This window comes from Pseudomonas sp. LBUM1669 (assembly GCF_059695705.1).
In genome coordinates this window covers 4418083-4437603 of record NZ_CP166784.1, presented here as the reverse complement: position 1 = coordinate 4437603, position 19521 = coordinate 4418083, and the positions used below count along the sequence as shown (strand labels likewise).

Here is a 19521-nt window from a genome sequence, read left to right as displayed (position 1 = left end):
TCACTTTTCTTCATCGTCGCTCCCGGGATAAAAACCGTGCAGCAGACGATAGCGGTCATGACGTATCTGGTCGGCCCGCTCCTGTACCTGATGCGCGGGTAAACCCAGCATGATCAGTGCGTGGGAGGCGAGCATCAGGCTCGACTCCAGCAGCTCGGGCACGACTTCGCTGGCGCCTGCCGCTTTCAACTCGGCCAGTTGACTGTCGTCTCGAGTGCGTACAAGGATCGGAATCTTCGAGTTCAATCGGCGCGCCTCTTGGAGAATCAGTAGCGCAATGTCGGTCTGGTCCACGGCAATCACCAGCAGCCTGGCGCGCGCCAGACCCACTGCCAGCAGCAGCTCACCACGCCGCGAGTCACCGTAGTGCACACAGGTTTCACTTACGGCGGCTTCCTGGACACGCACCGGATCGGTGTCTAGCGCAAGGTAAGGTTGCAGCGCATTGCGCAGCGCGCGGCCGATTGACTGACCCACGCGACCGTAGCCACAAATCACGACGTGGTTGTGCAAGCCGGCGTTGAGCGCGCTGATTTCTGCCAGTTTTACTTCTTCGTTGGGCTTGCGATGCAGGCGTGTCGCAACGTGGGGGGCGGCGCGCAGCAGCAACGGCGTCACCAGCATCGAGCAGAATGTCGCGGCCAGCAGAAGACCTCCGAAGTCGAGGGGCATCAACTTGTTTTGCTGCATCTGCGCCATCAAGGCAAAGCAGAACTCGCCACCCTGAGCCAATGCCAGACCACTGCGCCAGGCGGTTTCGCTGTCGCTGCCACGCCATTTGACCAGCAGCGCGACCACGGTGCCTTTGATGAGCAGTAACCCAAGCGTCAGACCGAGCAGCAGCAGGCCGTGGCTGGCAAACAGCTGCAAGTCGATCAGCATGCCGATGCTGACGAAAAACAACCCGAGCAAGATGTCGCGGAACGGGCGGATATCCGCCTCGATCTGATGCCGGTAGTGGCTTTCCCCCAGCAGCATGCCAGCGAGAAATGCACCCAGGGCAGGGGAGAGACCGAGCAAGTGAGTCAGCCACGCGGTCAGCAAAACGATGACCAGCGCCAACAGCACGAACAGCTCCGGGGAGCGGGCAGCGGCGACTTCATGGAACAGGCGGGGCAGCAACCATCGACTGGCCAGCAGCAAGCCACCGAACAGCACCAGGGTCTTGCCCAGCGTCAACGGCAATGCCCAATACCAAGCCTGATCGCTGTTGCCGGCGAACACCGGCACCAGGGTCAGCAGCAACACCGCCACCACATCCTGGAATAGCAGCACGGCGATGGCATTCTGGCCGTGGCTGCTGAAAATTTCGCCGAGGCTGCTCAGCTCCTTGCTGACAATGGCGGTGGAAGACAGAGACAGTCCGGCGCCGAGTAAAAGGGCAGGTGTCGTGGGCATGCCGAACAGCATCAGCAGTGCCCCCATCAACATCCCGGACACCAACACTTGCAGGCTGCCAAGGCCGAACACCACCCGACGCAATGCGATCATCTTCGACAGGGAGAACTCCAGTCCAAGAGAGAACAGCAGAAACACCACGCCCAACTCGGCAAGATCGGGCAACTCTTCGCTTTCATTCACCCAGTTGAACGCCGTCGGCCCGATCATCAGTCCTACGCACAGATAGCCCAGCACTGGTGGTAAACGCAGGCGCTGGAACAGTGCAATCACCACCAGGGAGGAGGCGAGAATGATCAAGAGGTTGGCAAACACGAAAAACTCCGGTGGTGGGTGTTGGCTACTCAAGCGTAGAGGTAAAAAACTGAGCATCGCGTAAATCGTATCCAGAGCCACTGATATGCATCAGGGTTTTGCCGCCGCCCTTTCGGGTTGTGTTGCACGACAGAAAATTCAACGGCTCGACGGCTTTTCGGGGCAGGCCTAGAATAGTCTCTTAATTTTTTAGGGTGAGCGATCATGCCTCCTGAATGTCAGCTGTTCGGTACCCTTGGGTGCCATCTCTGTGAATTGGCCGAAGCCATGCTGATGGAGTTTGTCGAACGCGGTCTGCTGGTGGAGTTGGTAGATATCGCTGACGATGAAACGTGGTTTGAGGCTTACAGCCTGCGTATCCCGGTGCTACGGCGGGTTGATACCGGTGCTGAGCTGGGCTGGCCATTCAGTGCCGACGAGGTGGTAGCGTTTTTGCGTTAAGCGGCTTTTCGAGTAGCGATGTCCCGTCTGTCGAACTTTGCGAATGATCCCCTTGGCTTAACCGATGCTCTTCGGATACTGTATGCGCATACAGTTATTCGTTTTGTTGCCTTTCGCCCCTGGCTTTCAGGTTCGAGCAGGCAGTTTCGGGCGTGAGAGGGATACATCGTGGTCAATGTCGAACAATTGAAGAACAGCGTGAACCGGATGTCGGCGGACGTGGTACGCGAGGCGGTCCTCGAATTGCGTCTGGATGGTCTGGTCACGGAAGGAAAAACACCCTTCAACAAACTGCACTTCAACACCTGTTTTGCCGAAATCGAAGCATTGTTCCAGCGCGCGGGTTATCACCGCCAGCTCGATGTCGTGGGTTATCAGGGCTTGTTGTATGCGCTCTATGATCCAGGCCGCTGGGAAGCGGTCGATGTGCTGCGCTGGCTCAAGGAGTTCACCGAGGCGGCGGCGCGCGCGCAGATACCGGCGTGAGGATTCTCTACTAGGTTCGTTCCGGCCGCTGTTGGATAATGCTGCCCTGCATTGAGGGTCAGAGCGTTCGTATGTCCACTTCATCTTTTTCTGCTGCACACAACCAGGCCAGCACGCTCTACTTGCCGCCGGGGCCGTGGCAGACCGTGCTCGATTGTTTGTGTGAACATTTCAGCGCTATCGGTCGAGAACAATGGCTGGACCGAATTGCTCGCGGTCGCGTGCTAGACGGGCACGGTCAACCGATTGCTCTTGATCTGCGTTACAAGGAAGGCCTGCGGATTCATTACTTCCGTGAGGTGCCGGACGAAAAACCGATCCCAGTGGTCGAATCGATCCTGTACGCCGACGAACACCTGGTGGTGGCGGACAAGCCGCATTTTCTGCCCGTGACGCCGGCTGGCGAATACGTGGAACAGACGTTGTTGCGCCGGTTGATCCGTCGACTGGATAACCCGCATCTTGTGCCTTTGCATCGTATCGATCGGCATACGGCAGGACTGGTGTTGTTTTCGGCGAACCCTGAGAGTCGCTCGGCATACCAGTCATTATTTCCTACACGGAATATCGAAAAACGCTACGAAGCAATCGCCCGTGCATTGCCTGAACTCACCTTTCCACTGGTTCATAAAAGTCGGCTGGTCGATGGCGAGCCATTCTTTCGCATGCAGGAAGGTCCGGGTGCCAGCAACACCGAGACGGCAGTCGAGGTTCGTGAGAGGAATGGCGATCTCTGGCGTTATGGACTTTATCCAGTGACCGGCAAGAAACATCAGTTACGAGTGCATATGACCGCTTTGGGCGCCAGTATCTGCAACGACCCGTTCTACCCGCAGGTGCTCAAGGATGTCGAGGACGACTATGCCAATCCCTTGAAGCTGCTGGCTCAGGGATTGCGGTTTGTCGACCCGGTCACAGGCCAGCAACGTGAATTCGAGAGCACTATCACCCTGCAATGGTGATCACAGTGCTGCAGGCACGAAAAAGCCCGCATCAAGCGGGCTTTTCTGTATCCGGTGGGTGCCGTAAAGATTACAACTCTTTAACGGTACGAACCTGATCCTTGTTGATGCGGGTTTCTTTGCCGTCCAGTTGTTCGAACTGGTAGAAACCCGATTCTTCATCGTATTTTGGCGCGTCGACGGCCTGGATTTCGCGACCGTCATTCAAGGTGATCACTGTAGGCGATGCGCAACCGGCGAGGGTCGCGAGGCCCAGTGCGAGCATGAAAGTGGCGAGGGTCCGTTGAGTCATGAGTGTGTCTCCGAATATGAATTCTTTTGATTACTGAGCTTGAGACGTGTGCAACGCGCGCAAGTTCCTTCTCGTGTCAGTCTGACACAGTGTTGTGTTCACTTAACAGCTCTGGCGTGTTGAGGTTGGCCAGTCGAGGATCGTTATCGGGGCATTGCAGGGCGGTAGCGCTCAATTTGCGCATGAGGCGCCCCGGACTGCGTTCGCCGTCATTCCAGGCACTTTCGAACTCAGCCGAGAGCGCCACCGGGATAATGCACAGCAACGGCTCCCAGTGTTCGTTATGGCGCAGCATCAGCGGTTTGTCCGGATGCTGACGAGCGGCTTCACGCATGCTGTGAAGCAGGGCTGCATCGATACGCGGCACATCGCACGGCAATACCAGCAGGAAGGGGTGGCGGGCGGCCTTCAGGCCTGCGCGGATACCGGCCATGGGGCCCGGGAAGTCGCCTTCGTCGTCATGGACCAACTGGTCGGCATAAGGCGCGTATTTTTCCAGGTTCCTGTTGCAGGAGATGATCAGGTCATCGCTCAGCTCGCGGGTCTTGCGATGCAGATGCCCAATCAGCGGCTCGCCATGCCATTCCAGCAAACCCTTATCCTGGCCACCCATGCGTTGGCCTCGGCCACCTGCCAGGAGCAGAATGGAGCAGGGTGGCAAATGTGTATTCGAGGTCATGGCACGTCTCCATGGGGGCGGCGAAAAAATGAGGCGCTGTGATATAACACCGGGCTGTTTATCCTACAACTGGACGAGCCTATGAAAGCCAAGGCTGATGTACCTTTCGCGCCGCTCAACATCGCGGTGTTGACTGTCAGCGATACCCGCACCCTGGAAACCGATACGTCAGGACAACTTTTCGTCGACCGCTTGAGCGCTGCCGGCCATAACCTGGCCGCTCGGGTTTTGCTTAAAGATGATCTCTACAAAATTCGCGCGCAAGTCGCCAACTGGATTGCCGATGACGTCGTGCAAGTGGTGTTGATCACCGGCGGTACCGGGTTCACGGGCCGCGACAGCACGCCGGAAGCGGTGAGTTGCCTGCTGGACAAGCAGGTCGATGGTTTCGGCGAGTTGTTCCGGCAAATTTCGGTCGCAGACATCGGCACTTCAACTGTTCAATCCCGGGCCCTCGCGGGTTTGGCCAATGGCACGCTGGTCTGCTGCTTGCCGGGTTCGACCAACGCTGTGCGCACTGGCTGGGATGGCATCCTCGCTGAACAGCTGGATTCGCGGCACCGTCCCTGCAATTTCGTGGCTCACCTGAAGCTGGCGGCACCCTGTGAATCCCGTGGGTAAGCCTGGCAAAACCGGCAGCTTGATGGCTGTCGAAGTGGCGCTGGCGCGTTTGCTGGAAATGGCTGATGCATCAACGATAGGTGAGCGTGAGCGCTTGCCGTTGGCGCAGGTTCAGGGTCGCATACTGGCCGATGATCTGGTCTCGACGCTTGATCTGCCGCCCTGGCCGAACAGTGCCATGGACGGGTATGCCTTGCGCATCGCTGACTGGATGGGCGAACCCTTGGTGGTCAGTCAGAAGATTTTTGCCGGCCAGGCACCCGAACCGTTGAAGCCAGGTACCTGCGCCCGGATCTTTACCGGCGCGCCTGTACCGGCAGGTGCCGATTGCGTCGAGATGCAGGAGAACGCCGAGGTCCAGGCTGACGAGCGCGTCCGTTTTATCGAGACGATGACCCCAGGTCAAAATATTCGTCCGCAAGGCCAGGAAACCACCGTCGGCGAACTTGTTTTGCCGGCGGGCACCCGCCTGGGACCTATTGAGCAGGGTCTGGCGGCGTCGCTGGGATGTGCTGAGCTGAACGTGGTTCGCAAGGTTAGTGTTGCAGTCCTGTCAACCGGAGATGAGTTGATAGAGCCGGGCCAGCCCCTCGGGCCGGGTCAGATTTACAACAGTAATCGTGTGTTGCTGTGCAGTTGGTTGCAACGCTTGGGCTGTGAAGTGATCGATGCCGGTATTCTTCCCGATGATTTAGCAACCACTCGTGCCCGCCTTGGCGAGTTGAAGGATGTCGACTTGATCCTTTCTACCGGCGGCGTGTCGGTGGGAGAGGCCGATTTTCTGGGCATTGCCTTGCGCGAAGAGGGCGAATTGACCCTGTGGAAACTCGCCATCAAGCCCGGCAAGCCGCTGACGTTCGGTCATTTTCGCAGCGTCCCCGTGATCGGTTTGCCCGGCAACCCTGCGTCGACGCTGGTTACATTTGCCTTACTGGCCAGACCCTATCTTTTGCGCCGCCAGGGTGTGAAGGAGGTCGAGCCATTAAAGTTTCAGGTGCCTGCAGGGTTCGACTGGCCGAAGGCTGGGAATCGCCGAGAGTATTTGCGTGGACGCCTGGAGAATGGTCGGGCAATCATCTACAAGAATCAGAGCTCCGGGGTGCTTCGCAGTGCGGCCTGGGCCGATGGTCTGGTTGAAGTACTGGAAGACCGCACGTTGATCGAAGGCGATGATGTGAACTTCATTCCGCTGAGCGAAGTCCTGAGCTGATTCTGGTGAAAGTTCTTGCCACGCAAGCCCGGTCGATCGTGCCGGAGCTTGCGTTCATGGCTAGCATTTAACGAACCAGAAGTGACACGACCTGATCAAAGCGGCTGTTGGCGACCCAGCCCAGCAGCCCCAGGACCACGGCTGTTCCACCCGCAGAATAGGCCAGTCTGTGTTTGATGGATTTAACATCGCCACGGACCTCTTCCATGTCTCTTCGGATGTATTTGAGGTGTGTCTCGAGTTCAATGACGCGAGGTTCCATATCAATTCCTCCGGCGGGCTTTGCGCTGTTATTGAATTCAGTCTGATTATTGGCGCGATTTTCTGCCAATGGCGCGACCTGACTGATCGGCAACCTGATGTCATGACTTTGCATGGACTAGACGCTCCTTGCCTTAAAGCCCTTTGGTTGGCCGACACTCTTGTTGATAGCGCTTCGTGGGGCCCTTGAAGAAGGTCTACTCATGGTTTGCACATCCCTGTGTATTTAATGTTGATGACTGATGCCGCGGACACCAAGGTGTACCAATCGCCAAGGTTGGTCAATTGAGCCGATTCCGCACATCTTGTAAGAAAATTCCCCGCGCTGTAGGACCACAAGGCTGCACGGGTCAAAAAAATTCAAATCCTTGCGACTTTTATAGGCGGTGGTGAGGTCCACATCTCCCATACAGAGTCCAGACATGGGAGCGACAATAATGAGTGAGCGCAAAGCGCTGTTGATTCTGCATGGCAAGCAGGCGCTCAACGAGGAGGTCCGCGCGGCCGTCGACGTTAAACGCAAGCAGGGCTGGGAGTTGGCCGTCCGACTGACCTGGGAGGCGGGTGACGCGCAGCGGCTGGTGGAAGAAGCGTTGAGCGCGGGCTATACGCAACTGATTGCCGGTGGTGGTGATGGCACCTTGCGTGATATCGCCGAGGCCATGGCTGCGCATTCGACGCAGGCCAGCCTGGTGCTGATGCCGCTGGGCACCGCCAACGATTTTGCGCGCGCTGCCGGCGTGCCGCTTGAACCCGCTCTGGCGCTGGACCTTCTGGAGGCCGCGCCGCACGCGATCGATCTGGGCGAGGTGGGCGGTCAAATCTTTCTGAACATGGCCACCGGCGGTTTTGGCAGTCAGGTCACGGCAAATACCTCGGAAGACTTGAAGAAGGTCCTCGGGGGCGCGGCTTATCTGTTCACCGGGTTATCGCGCTTCAGCGAACTGCATGCCGCCTACGGCGAGTTGCAGGGGCCGGACTTTCAATGGAGTGGTGAGCTTTTGGCATTGGGTATCGGCAATGGCCGGCAGGCTGGCGGTGGTCATGTACTGTGCCCGGAGGCGCTGGCTGACGATGGGCTGCTGGATATCAGCATTTTGCCGGCGCCGCAGGAAGTGGTCGGTACGTTGAAAACGCTGCTGGCCGATGGCTTCGGCATCGACAACATGTTTGTGCGAGCTCGCCTGCCATGGGTCGAGATCAAGGTTGCGGAAGGCCTCTACATCAATCTGGATGGCGAACCTATCGAGAGCGAGAACCTGCGATTCTCGGCGCGTCCAGCGGCATTGCGCGTGCATTTGCCGCAGAACTCGCCACTGCTGAGCGCTTCGAAAACGGTCAGTCGTCCAGACTGATGATTTGCTCACGCACGGCAAACAGCACCAGGCCGGCCACGTCGAAGATCTGCAGTCGCTTCATGATCTGCGAGCGGTGGGTTTCAACGGTTTTGATGCTGAGGCCCAGGCCATTGGCGATTTCCCGGGTGGATTTGCCGCGAACAATCAGCCGCAGGATTTCCAGCTGACGAGCCGTCAGGTTGTGCGAGTCCGCAGGCTCGGGCTGATGCTTCTGGTTGCGGATCAGTGCCTGGTTGATGACTGTGTGGGCAATGGCCGGGCTCAGGTAGCGTTCGTTATTGCGCAAGGCCTCCAGGGCATGTTCCAGCTCGGTGGCCGTGGTGTCTTTGAGCAAATAGCCATGAGCACCGGACTCAAGCGCCTGCATGATCAGTGCCGGGTCGGTGTGCATCGACAGGATCAGCACCTTGCTTTGCGGGCGGACCCGCTTGAGTCGCTGCAAGGCTTCAAGGCCGCCGGTCTCCTTCATGGAGATATCCAGCAGTACGATGTCAGGGGACAGCTTCTCGACCATCTCGAGTAGCTGCGATCCGTCATTGGCCTCACCAATGACCGCGTAGCCGGGAATATCCAGCACCAGAGCGCGCACGCCTGCCCTGATAAGCGAGTGGTCATCCACCAGAAGTAAGTTACAAGTCAATGCATAACCTTTTTCGTACTGGCCCGTTCGAGCGCACGGGGCGCCCAGGGAAAGAGTGCTTCGATTTGAGTGCCTTTGCCCGGCTCGCTGGTCACGACCAGGGTACCGCCCAGTTGATCGATCCGTTCCACCATCCCGGCCATCCCGCGTTGTCCCTCTCGACCGGGGTCTGCGGATGGCGCGAATCCCAGGCCGTCGTCGCTGATCAACAGCGCCAAACCCTGGGGCGTGCGTTGCAGGCGGATCAACAGGTTGTTCGCTTCGGCGTGGCGCAGAATATTGGTCACCGCTTCCTGGGTGATTCGAAAGGCGGCCACCGCCATTTCTTCCGGTATGCCGGTCAAGCGTTGATGGCATTCCAGGCTCCAGTGCATCGATGTATTGACCAGCGTCTTGAGCAGATGCGCACGCAAACTGGCTTCCAGCCCGAGACTGGCCAACTGCCTGGGATTAAGAATGGCCGAGACATCACGAACCTTGGCCAGGGTTTCGTCCAGTGTGTCGCAGAGCACCGAGCACTGGCTTTGCATGTCTTCAGGCATCCGGCGTTTGAGCCATTCACTTTGAAGTTTTGCAGCGGTCAGCAACTGGCCGATGTCGTCATGCAATTCACGACTGAGCCGGTGACGTTCGTTTTCCTGTACTTCCAGCAGACGATCGGCCAGCTCTTGCGGCTGAAATTTTATCGACTTGCGCGAGAGGCAATGTTGCACCCAGACGCAGGCGAGTGCCGCCAAATTGAGTATCAGCACGCTGACCGGCAGTGGGACAGACAGGCTGAAGGCCAGCAAGCTGCCAAGTGCCGAGCTGGTACACAGTAAAAGCGTGAACCGTCGCGCGTTTGTTTGGGAGGGTGGCCATAGGGTGATTGACTTGAGACTGGCGTACATAGCGGATGGAGCCAATGGATGTTCGCTGCGGGCAGACCGGCCATCGTGGTTGACGGGTCTCTGTCTGAAAATCTGTAGTGACTCGTCTTTAGCCGTGCTGTCCAGGGTTGGAACTACAGCCTCCAACTTATCGGACGGCTGTCATCTGGAATCACTTTGCCATTAATTAGCGTCAACTAAAGGTCGGCATAATACCACTTAAGATACCGTCGGTCGCGTTCGCTATATATGTCTGTTTGGTCAGGAATTGAAGTTCTGGACGATAGTTCCACAATGGAAAAAGTTTTATGGGTGGGATAATTATTTGTATCGAACTGTCGTTGACAGGTATGAAATATTCAATTGCGACATGAGCGCACTCAAGTTAATGAGCGGCATCATGGCAATAAGAATACGCAACACGACCTAGTAATCGGAAGAGTTAAGCCTGCCGCTCAGAATAGGAAACGAGCGTGAACGGTTTGGAATTAACCGCTAACTGAAAATGACTTTGTCCGAGCTGAGACGCAAAGGCTTCAATCAGGGAAGTCTGTTCACTGTCATCCAGACTGAGTTGGCCGGTGGTCTGATCGATGAGTTCGAGTTGCCAGGCCATCAACGTAAAGCAGTCCTTCAGCGCACCCAGGGCCTGGTCGTGCAGTTCCATGTGGCTTTGGGCGTGGTTCAGCAAGCCGTGGATGTGCAGCGAAAATTCGGACACCGCTTCCAGCGCCAGAGCGTCGGCTCTGCTGGCCAGTTTCAGCAGACTGCTGAGCATGCAATCGATTGCGTCCTTGTCATTGCTGATGAGCTGCAGATGGCTCAGGCACTCCTCCGATTTGGCCAGGAGTGTTTCAGCTTCGACAAGAAATTCCGGTAAACGCTGAGCCCACTGTTTAGGGGTGTTCGGCATGCTTATCTCCACAACGTCATGTCAAATGAGGGGATGTCGTGTGTGTCGACGAAGACGTCCAGCGTCCCGACGCTGCCGTGCCGGCATGAGATCGCGCTCCGGCTGGCCTGGGCGCAGGCTGGGGAACTCGAGAGGGTGGATGGCCACTTACCTGCGATCGCACACAAAAGCCTGACTCCGTTCATGCAATGAGAATGGCGTCACATTAATGGCTATTGGATATTGCGAATATCAGGTTGGGCCTGATTGTTACTAGGGGAATCCCTTACACAGGGGAACCTAACGTGCAAACCGAGGTCGCGCCGCAGGGGATGAAGCAGATGAAGTAACTGCGCCAGTAAAGCATGATGTTAATGTGACATCAATGCCCGGTCGTGGCATTTTGTCTCAGGGTCAAGGTCTGGCAAAAACAGCCGATAACCCTCTTTAGTGAATTCATCAGTACAAGCCCAGGAGACATTAATGGCCGGCATTCTCGACACGGTAGACCAACGCACGCAACTGGTGGGTGAGAATCGCCTGGAAATTCTCATGTTCCGCCTGGCCGGTCGGCAATTGTTCGCGATCAACGTCTTCAAAGTGCAGGAAGTGTTGCAACTGCCAAAGCTGACCCTGATGCCCCAGCGCCATCCGTTTGTGTGCGGCGTGGTCAACTTGCGCGGGCAGACGTTGCCGGTGATTGACCTGTCCCAGGCCATCGGTATGCGTCCGCTGGTGCCTAGCCCTACCAGTACGATCATCGTCACTGAGTACAACCGCTCGGTGCAGGCGTTCCTGGTTGGCGGCGTAGACCGCATCGTCAACATGAACTGGGAAGCCATTCTGCCGCCGCCCACCAGCGCCGGTCGCCAGCATTACCTGACCGCCATCAGCAAGGTCGACGACCAGTTGGTGGAAATCATCGACGTCGAAAAAGTCCTGGCCGAAATCGTGCCGTACAACGCCAAGGTGTCGCGCGAGAAACTCGACGACCCGGTGCTGGAGCGCGCCCGTGGTCGTGAAGTGCTGCTGGTGGACGACTCCAACGTCGCCCTGTCGCAACTGCGCGATACCCTGGGCCAGTTGGGCGTGAAAATGCACATCGCCAGAGACGGCTTGAAGGCGCTGAACATGCTCAAGGCCTGGGCCGATACGGGCGTGTCGATGACCGACAAGCTGCTGATGGTCTTTACCGACGCGGAAATGCCGGAAATGGACGGCTATCGCCTGACCACCGAAATCCGCAACGACCCGCGCCTGCGCGGCCTTTACGTGGTGCTGCACACGTCGCTGTCGGGCAGCTTCAACGACTCGATGGTCAAGAAGGTCGGCTGCGACAACTTCCTCTCCAAGTTCCAGCCGGACAAACTCGTCGACGTGGTGCGCCAGCGTCTGATGCTCGATGAACTGCCAGCCTGATCATGACCTGAGCAACCAACCGGCCTGAGGTTGCAGGGGCTGCCCTGCAACATAGAATCTCCCACAGGGTAGGCAGAGATTGGTTTTCAGCCTTTGATTCGGCGACCAAGCTCGTATAGGGTGGCATTTTTTGCCTACCAGGGAGCTGGCCATGTTGCGTCTGAGCGCGCTTTACCGTTATCCGTTGAAATCCGGCAAGGCCGAGTCCCTGCAACAGGTCAGCCTCGACAAACTCGGTCTGGACGGTGATCGACGCTGGATGCTCGTGGACGAGGCCAGCGGGCGCTTCCTGACCCAGCGCGCGGTGGGGCAGATGAGCCAGTTGTCGGCGCTGTGGAATGCCGACGGTGGCTTGACCCTCAGTGCTCCTGGCCGCTCCCCCATCGACATTGCATTACCCGCCAGCGACGCTGAACTGCGCGGCGTGACGATCTTCAAAGACAGTCTGCGCGTACCCGATGCCGGTGATAAGGCCGGTGCCTGGGTCAGCGAGTTCATTGGAAAGCCGACGCGCCTGGTGCAAATTCCTCTGGATCGCGCACGCACCACGCAGGCGGGTTACGGCAGGGACGACGATCAAGTGGCGTTCGCCGACGGCTTCCCGCTGTTGCTGATCGGCCAAGCGTCTCTGGAAGACCTCTCGCAAAAGGTCGGGCGCCCGCTGGAAATGCTGCGCTTTCGCCCGAATCTGGTGATCGAGGGCAGCGAGGCGTTCGCCGAAGACAGCTGGAAGCGTATCCGCATCGGCGATGTCGAGTTCCGCGTGGTCAAGTCCTGTTCGCGCTGCATCCTGACCACCATCGACCCGCAAACTGGCGAGCGCAGCGATGATCGCGAACCTCTGGCGACGTTGCAGAAATACCGCTCGGAAGCCGACGGCGCGATGTTCGGGCAGAACCTGGTCAACGACAGCAATGGCCAACTTGAAGTCGGCATGCCAGTGACGATCCTGGAATAAACACACGGAATGAAAAATGCCCGGGTCCCAAAGGCCCCGGGCATTTTTTTGTCGCTGTGAAAACCCGGGGGTTTAGCCGCGGTATTCGCACAGGTAAGCGGTGTCGACGGCCACTTTCAGCTGGAACTTGCTGTTGGCAGGCACATTGAACTGGCTGCCGGCGGCGAAGGTTTCCCAATCGGTGCTGTCAGGCAGCTTGACGGTCAGGGCGCCGGTCACCACGTGCATGATTTCACGCTGGCTGGTGCCGAATTCGTATTCGCCCGGAGCCATGACGCCGATGGTCGCAGGACCTTCAGCGGTGCCAAAGGCGATCGACTTAACGGTGCCGTCGAAGTACTCGTTGACTTTAAACATGGGCGATTCCTCGAAAAGGGCTAAAAATGGCCGGCCAGTATGCACAAGGCCTCGAACGCCGTCACCTATCCTGGGGGAGAACCTGTGGTAACAGACGCGCCGTATTGCGCGCATCTTCCAGTGCCCGATGCTGTTGGCCATTGAACTGCATGCCCGTCAGTTGCAGCGCACCGTTGAGCCCCAGCGGGCGCTCCAGGCGCCGGGCCTTGGCAAAGCGCTGCTTGAGGTTCATGTGCGGTACTCTGGCAAGAACGCTGTCCAGTCGCAGTCGCTGCCATTCCTGAAGCAGTTGCTTGCGATCGTAATCGCCCCAACTGGCCCAGCCCTCCAGCTCCGCTTGATGGTGCACGAGCCATTGCTCGAATGACGGCCAGACCTCGCTCAGCGTCTGCGCTCTGTCAACGTTGGCCTGAGTGATGTGCGTCAGCTCCCGGCAAAACGGCGTCAGCAGCGGGCGTCGCAATGGCTGTACAAAACACTGGAAATAATCCACTTCGCGCCCTTTTCGGTCCACCAGGGTGGCACCGATTTCGATGATTTCCATTTCCGTAACTGGCCAGCCACCGTCATCGGTGGTGGCTTCCAGATCGATCACCAGCCAGTGAGGCATCGCAGGGTTCCTGGTATCCGCGTCCTGATAGGGCTTGAGCGTAGCCAAAGCCGGCGGATCCGCCTAGCGGCTTATTCGACCTCCAACAAAATCTGACGATTCTTGACCTGATCGCCGACCCGCACCTGCAAGCGTTTAAGCACCCCGTCGATCCCTGATTTGAGCGGGTGCTCCATTTTCATCGCTTCGAGCACCACCAGCAGTTGACCTTTGCTGACCGGGCTGCCCTCGCTGACCAGTACGTCGACGATCGCCCCGTCCATGGGCGCCTTGAGGGTGCCGGAGCTGACGCTGGCCTGGCTGCTGACCAACGCTTGGGTCCGATCGACCAGACGCAGGCTGCCGGGTCGGGTGAACAACCAGAGTTGCCCGGCCGCGAGGCGGTAGGCATGGCGTTGGCGGATGCCGTCGATCATCAGTGTTGCCCAGTGCCCGTCGCACTGAATGACCTTCAATTCCAGGGTTCGGCTGCCGACTTGCAAGCGGTACGGTGAGTCAGGCGCTGCGTTCAGTTCCACCGGCCAGTCCTGATCCTCCAGGCCGATTCGAAAATGCAGGGGCACGCTGGCGTTGTTCCGCCAACCGGCCAGCGGGGCGCGGTGAGCCTGCGCCGAGGCGTGATAGAACAACGCCGCCGCAATGGCCAGTTCTTCCGCGCTCGGAACCCTCGGATGCAGACAAGGATGGTCGGCGAAACAGCTCGGGATAAACCCGGTGCTGAATTCGCCGCTGATGAACTGCGGGTGTTGCAGCAGGCTGGCGAGCAAGCGCTGATTGCTTTGCACGCCCAGTAACACGCTGTCCTGCACCGCCCGCAGCAGTTTGCGCCGGGCTTCTTCACGGGTCGCGCCATGGGCGATGATCTTGCCCAGCAGCGGATCGTAGAACGGGCTGATGTGCTGACCCTCGATCAAGCCGTGATCGATCCGCACGCCGTCTTGCAACGCAAGCTCCCACGCCTCGATTCGCCCGGTTTGCGGCAAAAAGTCCTGGGCCGGATCTTCGGCGTACAAGCGCACTTCCATGGCATGCCCGTTGAGCTGCACGTCTTCCTGTCTCAGCGGCAGCGGTAGGCCCTCGGCGACGTGCAGCTGCCAGGCCACCAGATCGAGGCCGGTGATCAATTCGGTCACCGGGTGTTCCACTTGCAGCCGGGTGTTCATCTCCAGAAAGTAGAACTGCCCGCGCGCGTCCAGCAAAAATTCCACGGTGCCGGCGCCCACGTAATTCACCGCGCGCCCAGCCTTCAACGCGGCTTCGCCCATGGCCTGACGCAACTCGGTGGTCATCACCGGGCACGGCGCTTCTTCAATGACTTTCTGGTGACGACGCTGGATCGAACAGTCGCGCTCCCCGAGATAGATCAGGTTGCCGTGCTGGTCGCCGAACACCTGAACCTCGACATGACGCGGATCGATCAGCGCTTGTTCGAGGATCAGTTCGTCGCTGCCAAACCCGTGCAGCGCTTCGGAGCGCGCGGTTCGCAGCTGTTCCAGCAAATCGTCGGCGCTGTGCACCAGGCGCATGCCTCGTCCGCCGCCGCCGGCGCTGGCCTTGATCATCAGCGGATAGCCGATGCGTTCGGCTTCGCGGCTCAGGGTCGCATCGTCCTGTTCGGCGCCCTGATAGCCTTTGATGCAGGGCACGCCGGCTTCGAGCATGGCGAGTTTCGACAGGCGCTTGCTGCCCATCAACTCGATCGCTTCAGGACTCGGGCCGATGAAGGTGATGCCGGCGTGTTGGCAGGCGAGGGCGAATTCGGCGTTTTCCGAGAGGAAGCCGTAGCCGGGGTGGATCGCGTCGGCACCGCTGCGCCGGGCGGCGTCGATAATCGCCGGGATGTTCAGGTAGGACTGCTGCACCTGGGGCGGGCCGATGTTGACCGCTTCGTCGGCCATTTGGACGTGCAGGGCGTCGGCGTCGGCATCGCTGAATACGGCGACGGTGCGGTAGCCCAGGGAGTGGGCGGTGCGCTGGATGCGGCAGGCGATTTCACCGCGGTTGGCGATGAGGATTTTGCTGAGTCCGGGCATGGGTCGTTCCCTTTGTTTTTGCGGTGAATGTGATGGCCTCTTCGCGAGCAAGCCCGCTCCCACATTGGAATGCATTTCAATGTGGGAGCGGGCTTGCTCCGGGCGACGTTCCGACGAAGCTTTTAAGAGGCCCACCCCGGTTTTCGTTTTTGCACAAAGGCCATCGTCCCCTCGACCCCTTCAGATCCGGTCACCGCTTCGCTGAACCACCCAGCCGCTTCATCCAGCAAAGCGTCCGAAGGCTGCCCCGCACTCGCCAGCAGCAGTTTTTTGGTCGTGGCATTCGCCCCCGGCGCGCAGCACAACACATGGGCGAGGATTTCATCGAGGCGTTCGGCCAAGGCTTGTGCGTCATGCTCGACGAAATGCACCAAGCCCATGCGCCGCGCCTGGGTGCCATCGAAACGCGCGGCTGTCAGTGCCAGTCGACGTGCCTGGGTCAGGCCGATGCGCTGGACCACGAACGGCGCGATCTGCGCTGGCAACAGACCGAGGCTGGTTTCCGGCAGGCCGAACTGCGCCAGGTGATCGGCCAGGGCGACGTCGCTGACGCACGCCAGCCCCAATCCACCGCCGAGCACTGCGCCTTGCAGCACCGTGATGACTACTTGCGGCGCGTGTTGCACCTCTTGCAGCAGCGCGCCGAACGCTCGGTTCAAATCGCGATAGGCGTCCGGGCCTTGAACGCGGGCACTGGCCATGTCCTTGATGTCGCCGCCGGCACAAAAATGCCCGCCGGCGCCGCCGATCACCAGCGCACGAACGGCTCGATCGTCACGCACCGCGGCCAGTACCGCACGCAGTTCGGCGACCATCTGCAAGCTCATGGCGTTGCGGCTTTCCGGGCGGTTGAGGGTGATGTGCAGCACGCCGTTATGGGATTCGAGCAGCAACGTCTGGCAAACCGGCAGGGCGCTCATTTCTTTTTCCCCGGCAGGATGCCCATGAGTTTGCAGATGATGCCCAGCATGATTTCGTCGGCCCCGCCGCCGATCGACACCAGCCGCACGTCTCGGTACGCGCGGGCCACCGGGTTGTCCCACATGAAGCCCATGCCGCCCCAATATTGCAGGCAGCTGTCGCTGACTTCGCGGCCCAGTCGCCCGGCCTTGAGTTTGGCCATCGACGCCAGGCGTGTGACGTCCTGACCTTTGATGTACTGCTCGGTGGCCTGATAGACCAGCGCTCGCAAGCATTCGATTTCCGTCTGCAGTTCGGCCAGGCGGAAGTGAATGACCTGATTGTCGATCAGCGCGCTGCCGAAGGTTTTGCGCTCCTTGCAGTACTCGATGGTGCTGTCGACGCAGTATTCCAGGCCCTTGATCATGTTCGCCGCGCCGAACAGACGTTCTTCCTGAAATTGCAGCATTTGCATCATGAAGCCCGCGCCTTCATGGCCGATGCGGTTGCGCTGCGGCACGCGCACGTTGTCGAAAAACACTTGGGCGGTTTCCGAACTGCGCATGCCGAGCTTGTCCAGATGCGAACTGAGACTGATGCCCGAGGTGTTCATCGGCACCATGATCAGCGATTTGTTGACGTGCGGTTTGTCGTCGGAGGTGTTGGCCAGCAGGCAGATGAAGTCGGCGCTCGGCGAGTTGGTGATCCACATTTTGCTGCCGTTGATCACGTAGTCGTCGCCGTCCTTGCGGGCGGTGGTTTTCAAGCCGGCCACGTCGGACCCGGCACCGACTTCGGAGACGCCAATGCAACCGACCTGTTCACCGGTAATCGCGGGACGGAGGAATTCTTCGCGCAGTTCATCGGAGCCGAAACGGGCGAGGGCAGGCGTGCACATGTCGGTCTGCACGCCGATGGACATCGGGATCCCGCCACAGTGAATCGTGCCGAACTCTTCGGCCGCCACGATCGAATAGCTGTAGTCGAGGCCCATCCCACCGAATTTTTCCGGTTTGGAAATCCCCAGCAAGCCGAGGTCGCCGGCCTTGCGGAAAATCTCGTGGATCGGGAAGCGTCCGGCCTTCTCCCATTCTTCGACATGGGGATTGATCTCGTGATCGACGAATTGGCGGACCGTGCGACGCAGTGCTTCGTGTTCCTGGGTGAAGATCATTTTTATTGTTCTCCTGTGATCCGCGATCAGAATCTCGCGACGCCAAAACTGTTGGTTTGCAGCGGCCGCACTTCGGCCTCGTGACAGATGTCCAGCAAGTAACCGAGCAAGGTCCGGGTATCCCGCGGGTCGATCAGTCCGTCGTCCCACAGGCTGGCGCTGCCATACAGCGCGGTGGACTGGCTGTCGAGTTTCTGCGCGGTGACCTGTTCCAGCATGTCGAGCATTTTCGGGTCGGGTACCAGACCGTCCTTGAGCTGTTTGGCCTCAGTGACGATGCGCAACACCTTGCCCGCCTGGGCGCCGCCCATGACGGCGGTGCGGCTGTTGGGCCAGGCGAAGATGAAACGCGGGTCGAGGCCTCGGCCGCACATCGCGTAGTTGCCGGCGCCATAGGAGCCGCCGACCACGATGGTGAGCTTGGGCACCCGGGCGTTGGCCACCGCTTGAATCATCTTCGCGCCGTGCTTGATTACGCCTTGCTGTTCCGACTCGGTGCCGACCATGAACCCGGTGGTGTTATGGAAAAACAGCAGCGGCGTCCGGCTCTGGTCACACAGCTGAATGAACTGCGCCGCCTTGCTCGCCCCCCTGGGCGTGATCGGGCCGTTGTTGCCAATAAATCCGCAGGCGCGGCCCTGAATGTGCAAATGCCCGCAGATGGTCTGCTGATCGAACTCACCCTTGAACTCGAGGAAGCTCGAACCGTCGGCAATCCGCGCGATGATTTCGCGCACGTCATAGGGCTTTTTCGGGTCGTCGGGAATCAGCCCGAGCAGCTCGTCGATCGGGTAGAGCGGGTCTTCCCAGTAGCGGGCGGGGGCTACCGGCAGCCGTGCATTCCACGACAGCAGGCTGATGATCTCGCGCACTTGGCGCACGCCATCGGCATCATTCTCGGCCAGGTATTCGGCGGTGCCGGCGGTTTGCGCGTGCATCTCGGCGCCGCCCAGTTCTTCATCGGTGGCGACTTCTCCGGTCGCGGCCTTGAGCAGCGGCGGGCCGGCCAGAAACAGCTTCGCCTTGCCACGCACCACCACTACATAATCCGAGAGCCCCGGCTGATAAGCCCCGCCCGCTGTGGCTGAGCCGTGGACCACGGTGATCTGCGGCAGCCCCATGGCCGACATCCGCGCCTGATTGGCAAAGCTGCGCGCGCCTTCGACGAAAATCTCGGCTGCGTAATTGAGATTGGCGCCGCCGCTCTCGGCGAGGGTGATCACCGGCAGTTTGTTCTCCATGGCGATCTGTTGCAGGCGCAGGGACTTTTTCAGGCCGCTGGGGGAAATGGTCCCGCCCTTGATTGCGCTGTTGTTCGCCACCACCAGCACCCGCACGCCGGACACGTAGCCGATCCCGGCGATCAAGCCGCCACCGGCCGAGCTGCCGTCCTTGTCGTCGTGCAGTTTGTAGCCGGCCAGGCTCGCCAGTTCGAGGAACGGCGCGCCGGGGTCAAGCAGCAGATTGAGGCGTTCACGGGGCAGCAACTGGCCGCGCTTGTCGAACTTGGGTTTGGCTTCCGCGGCCTTGTTCAGCAGGTTTTGTTCGAGCTGACGAATCTGCTCGATGCCGACCAGCAGGGCCGAGCGGTTCTGGGCGAACTGTTCGCTGAACGGGTCTACTTGGGACTGGATGACCGGCATGAC

At 59.3% G+C, this 19521-nt stretch carries 21 protein-coding genes; 8 read left to right on the top strand and 13 right to left on the bottom strand.

All coding sequences use genetic code 11. The annotated features are described in order from the left end of the window. Positions 1-1713 (bottom strand): cation:proton antiporter, encoded by a 1713-nt coding sequence (locus tag ACA051_RS20490; RefSeq protein ID WP_497371669.1) that lies wholly within the window; start codon positions 1711-1713, stop codon positions 1-3. Positions 1714-1917: 204 nt separating this feature from the next. Between ACA051_RS20490 and ACA051_RS20485 the strand changes: the two genes are divergently transcribed. The 3 genes from ACA051_RS20485 to ACA051_RS20475 all read left to right on the top strand — a co-directional run bounded on the left by ACA051_RS20485 (position 1918) and on the right by ACA051_RS20475 (position 3602). Beyond that, positions 1918-2154 (top strand): glutaredoxin family protein, encoded by a 237-nt coding sequence (locus ACA051_RS20485; RefSeq protein ID WP_497371667.1) that lies wholly within the window; start codon positions 1918-1920, stop codon positions 2152-2154. A 168-nt stretch (positions 2155-2322) separates the two neighbouring features. Next, on the top strand, positions 2323-2640 hold the full coding sequence (locus tag ACA051_RS20480) for a hypothetical protein (RefSeq protein ID WP_046049178.1): 318 nt from the start codon (positions 2323-2325) through the stop codon (positions 2638-2640). Positions 2641-2711: 71 nt separating this feature from the next. Continuing rightward, on the top strand, positions 2712-3602 hold the full coding sequence (locus tag ACA051_RS20475) for a pseudouridine synthase (protein WP_497304312.1): 891 nt from the start codon (positions 2712-2714) through the stop codon (positions 3600-3602). 70 nt (positions 3603-3672) lie between these two features. On the opposite strand, the gene ACA051_RS20470 is transcribed toward ACA051_RS20475, so the two are convergent. Both ACA051_RS20470 and mobA read right to left on the bottom strand, forming a co-directional pair. Beyond that, the gene (locus ACA051_RS20470) at positions 3673-3894 is read right to left on the bottom strand and encodes a YgdI/YgdR family lipoprotein (RefSeq protein WP_497371665.1); all 222 of its coding nucleotides are present in this window, start codon (positions 3892-3894) and stop codon (positions 3673-3675) included. Between the two features lie 76 nt (positions 3895-3970). Beyond that, complete coding sequence (mobA, locus tag ACA051_RS20465) at positions 3971-4573, bottom strand: molybdenum cofactor guanylyltransferase MobA (protein ID WP_497371663.1); 603 nt, start codon at positions 4571-4573, stop codon at positions 3971-3973. Positions 4574-4654: 81 nt separating this feature from the next. Here mobA and moaB point away from each other — a divergent pair, with 81 nt between their 5' ends. Continuing rightward, entirely contained in the window at positions 4655-5194 is a 540-nt protein-coding gene (moaB, locus tag ACA051_RS20460) for a molybdenum cofactor biosynthesis protein B (protein WP_497304306.1), read from the top strand. Further along, a complete protein-coding gene (locus tag ACA051_RS20455) occupies positions 5178-6404 on the top strand; it encodes a molybdopterin molybdotransferase MoeA (RefSeq protein WP_497371661.1) in 1227 nt (408 codons plus the stop codon). Before moaB ends, ACA051_RS20455 begins: the two co-directional genes overlap by 17 nt. Before the next feature lie 67 nt (positions 6405-6471). On the opposite strand, the gene ACA051_RS20450 is transcribed toward ACA051_RS20455, so the two are convergent. Continuing rightward, the gene (locus ACA051_RS20450; protein ID WP_497304302.1) at positions 6472-6780 is read right to left on the bottom strand and encodes a hypothetical protein; all 309 of its coding nucleotides are present in this window, start codon (positions 6778-6780) and stop codon (positions 6472-6474) included. Positions 6781-7102: 322 nt separating this feature from the next. Between ACA051_RS20450 and yegS the strand changes: the two genes are divergently transcribed. Continuing rightward, on the top strand, positions 7103-8020 hold the full coding sequence (yegS, locus tag ACA051_RS20445) for a lipid kinase YegS (RefSeq protein WP_497304300.1): 918 nt from the start codon (positions 7103-7105) through the stop codon (positions 8018-8020). On the opposite strand, the gene ACA051_RS20440 is transcribed toward yegS, so the two are convergent. From ACA051_RS20440 to ACA051_RS20430, 3 genes are all read right to left on the bottom strand, one after another. Beyond that, complete coding sequence (locus ACA051_RS20440; RefSeq protein ID WP_497371659.1) at positions 8004-8663, bottom strand: response regulator; 660 nt, start codon at positions 8661-8663, stop codon at positions 8004-8006. The two genes, yegS and ACA051_RS20440, sit on opposite strands and share 17 nt — an antisense overlap. Then, positions 8660-9553, bottom strand: coding sequence for a sensor histidine kinase (locus tag ACA051_RS20435; RefSeq protein ID WP_497375611.1), 894 nt, complete (start codon positions 9551-9553; stop codon positions 8660-8662). The genes ACA051_RS20440 and ACA051_RS20435 overlap by 4 nt, the downstream gene beginning before the upstream one ends. Before the next feature lie 421 nt (positions 9554-9974). Then, the gene (locus tag ACA051_RS20430; RefSeq protein WP_497371657.1) at positions 9975-10445 is read right to left on the bottom strand and encodes a hypothetical protein; all 471 of its coding nucleotides are present in this window, start codon (positions 10443-10445) and stop codon (positions 9975-9977) included. 462 nt (positions 10446-10907) lie between these two features. On the opposite strand from ACA051_RS20430, the gene ACA051_RS20425 reads away from it, so the two are divergent. Beyond that, complete coding sequence (locus ACA051_RS20425) at positions 10908-11843, top strand: chemotaxis protein CheV (protein WP_497371655.1); 936 nt, start codon at positions 10908-10910, stop codon at positions 11841-11843. Positions 11844-11994: 151 nt separating this feature from the next. Continuing rightward, on the top strand, positions 11995-12801 hold the full coding sequence (locus tag ACA051_RS20420) for an MOSC domain-containing protein (protein ID WP_497304296.1): 807 nt from the start codon (positions 11995-11997) through the stop codon (positions 12799-12801). 72 nt (positions 12802-12873) lie between these two features. On the opposite strand, the gene ppnP is transcribed toward ACA051_RS20420, so the two are convergent. The 6 genes from ppnP to atuC form a co-directional block, all read right to left on the bottom strand. Continuing rightward, on the bottom strand, positions 12874-13158 hold the full coding sequence (gene ppnP / locus ACA051_RS20415) for a pyrimidine/purine nucleoside phosphorylase (protein WP_010461229.1): 285 nt from the start codon (positions 13156-13158) through the stop codon (positions 12874-12876). A gap of 61 nt (positions 13159-13219) precedes the next feature. Continuing rightward, entirely contained in the window at positions 13220-13768 is a 549-nt protein-coding gene (locus ACA051_RS20410) for a 3'-5' exonuclease (RefSeq protein WP_497371653.1), read from the bottom strand. A 71-nt stretch (positions 13769-13839) separates the two neighbouring features. Beyond that, positions 13840-15801, bottom strand: coding sequence for an acetyl/propionyl/methylcrotonyl-CoA carboxylase subunit alpha (locus ACA051_RS20405; RefSeq protein WP_497371651.1), 1962 nt, complete (start codon positions 15799-15801; stop codon positions 13840-13842). Positions 15802-15923: 122 nt separating this feature from the next. Continuing rightward, on the bottom strand, positions 15924-16721 hold the full coding sequence (locus tag ACA051_RS20400) for an enoyl-CoA hydratase/isomerase family protein (RefSeq protein ID WP_497304290.1): 798 nt from the start codon (positions 16719-16721) through the stop codon (positions 15924-15926). Continuing rightward, positions 16718-17875, bottom strand: coding sequence for a citronellyl-CoA dehydrogenase (atuD, locus tag ACA051_RS20395; RefSeq protein ID WP_497304288.1), 1158 nt, complete (start codon positions 17873-17875; stop codon positions 16718-16720). Before atuD ends, ACA051_RS20400 begins: the two co-directional genes overlap by 4 nt. A 26-nt stretch (positions 17876-17901) precedes the next feature. Further along, positions 17902-19518, bottom strand: coding sequence for a geranyl-CoA carboxylase subunit beta (gene atuC, locus ACA051_RS20390; protein WP_497304286.1), 1617 nt, complete (start codon positions 19516-19518; stop codon positions 17902-17904). Between the last annotated feature and the right edge of the window lie 3 nt (positions 19519-19521).

What these genes read in the sequence shown, in the direction of transcription:
- ACA051_RS20425 (WP_497371655.1), top strand. Translation starts at nt 10,908, where the DNA reads ATGGCCGGCATTCTCGACACGGTAGACCAACGCACGCAACTGGTGGGT.
- ppnP (WP_010461229.1), bottom strand. Translation starts at nt 13,158, where the DNA reads ATGTTTAAAGTCAACGAGTACTTCGACGGCACCGTTAAGTCGATCGCC.
- ACA051_RS20470 (WP_497371665.1), bottom strand. Translation starts at nt 3,894, where the DNA reads ATGACTCAACGGACCCTCGCCACTTTCATGCTCGCACTGGGCCTCGCG.
- ACA051_RS20435 (WP_497375611.1), bottom strand. Translation starts at nt 9,553, where the DNA reads ATGTACGCCAGTCTCAAGTCAATCACCCTATGGCCACCCTCCCAAACA.
- mobA (WP_497371663.1), bottom strand. Translation starts at nt 4,573, where the DNA reads ATGACCTCGAATACACATTTGCCACCCTGCTCCATTCTGCTCCTGGCA.
- ACA051_RS20405 (WP_497371651.1), bottom strand. Translation starts at nt 15,801, where the DNA reads ATGCCCGGACTCAGCAAAATCCTCATCGCCAACCGCGGTGAAATCGCC.
- yegS (WP_497304300.1), top strand. Translation starts at nt 7,103, where the DNA reads ATGAGTGAGCGCAAAGCGCTGTTGATTCTGCATGGCAAGCAGGCGCTC.
- ACA051_RS20430 (WP_497371657.1), bottom strand. Translation starts at nt 10,445, where the DNA reads ATGCCGAACACCCCTAAACAGTGGGCTCAGCGTTTACCGGAATTTCTT.
- ACA051_RS20475 (WP_497304312.1), top strand. Translation starts at nt 2,712, where the DNA reads ATGTCCACTTCATCTTTTTCTGCTGCACACAACCAGGCCAGCACGCTC.
- ACA051_RS20400 (WP_497304290.1), bottom strand. Translation starts at nt 16,721, where the DNA reads ATGAGCGCCCTGCCGGTTTGCCAGACGTTGCTGCTCGAATCCCATAAC.
- ACA051_RS20410 (WP_497371653.1), bottom strand. Translation starts at nt 13,768, where the DNA reads ATGCCTCACTGGCTGGTGATCGATCTGGAAGCCACCACCGATGACGGT.
- atuD (WP_497304288.1), bottom strand. Translation starts at nt 17,875, where the DNA reads ATGATCTTCACCCAGGAACACGAAGCACTGCGTCGCACGGTCCGCCAA.
- ACA051_RS20450 (WP_497304302.1), bottom strand. Translation starts at nt 6,780, where the DNA reads ATGCAAAGTCATGACATCAGGTTGCCGATCAGTCAGGTCGCGCCATTG.
- ACA051_RS20485 (WP_497371667.1), top strand. Translation starts at nt 1,918, where the DNA reads ATGCCTCCTGAATGTCAGCTGTTCGGTACCCTTGGGTGCCATCTCTGT.
- ACA051_RS20420 (WP_497304296.1), top strand. Translation starts at nt 11,995, where the DNA reads ATGTTGCGTCTGAGCGCGCTTTACCGTTATCCGTTGAAATCCGGCAAG.
- moaB (WP_497304306.1), top strand. Translation starts at nt 4,655, where the DNA reads ATGAAAGCCAAGGCTGATGTACCTTTCGCGCCGCTCAACATCGCGGTG.
- atuC (WP_497304286.1), bottom strand. Translation starts at nt 19,518, where the DNA reads ATGCCGGTCATCCAGTCCCAAGTAGACCCGTTCAGCGAACAGTTCGCC.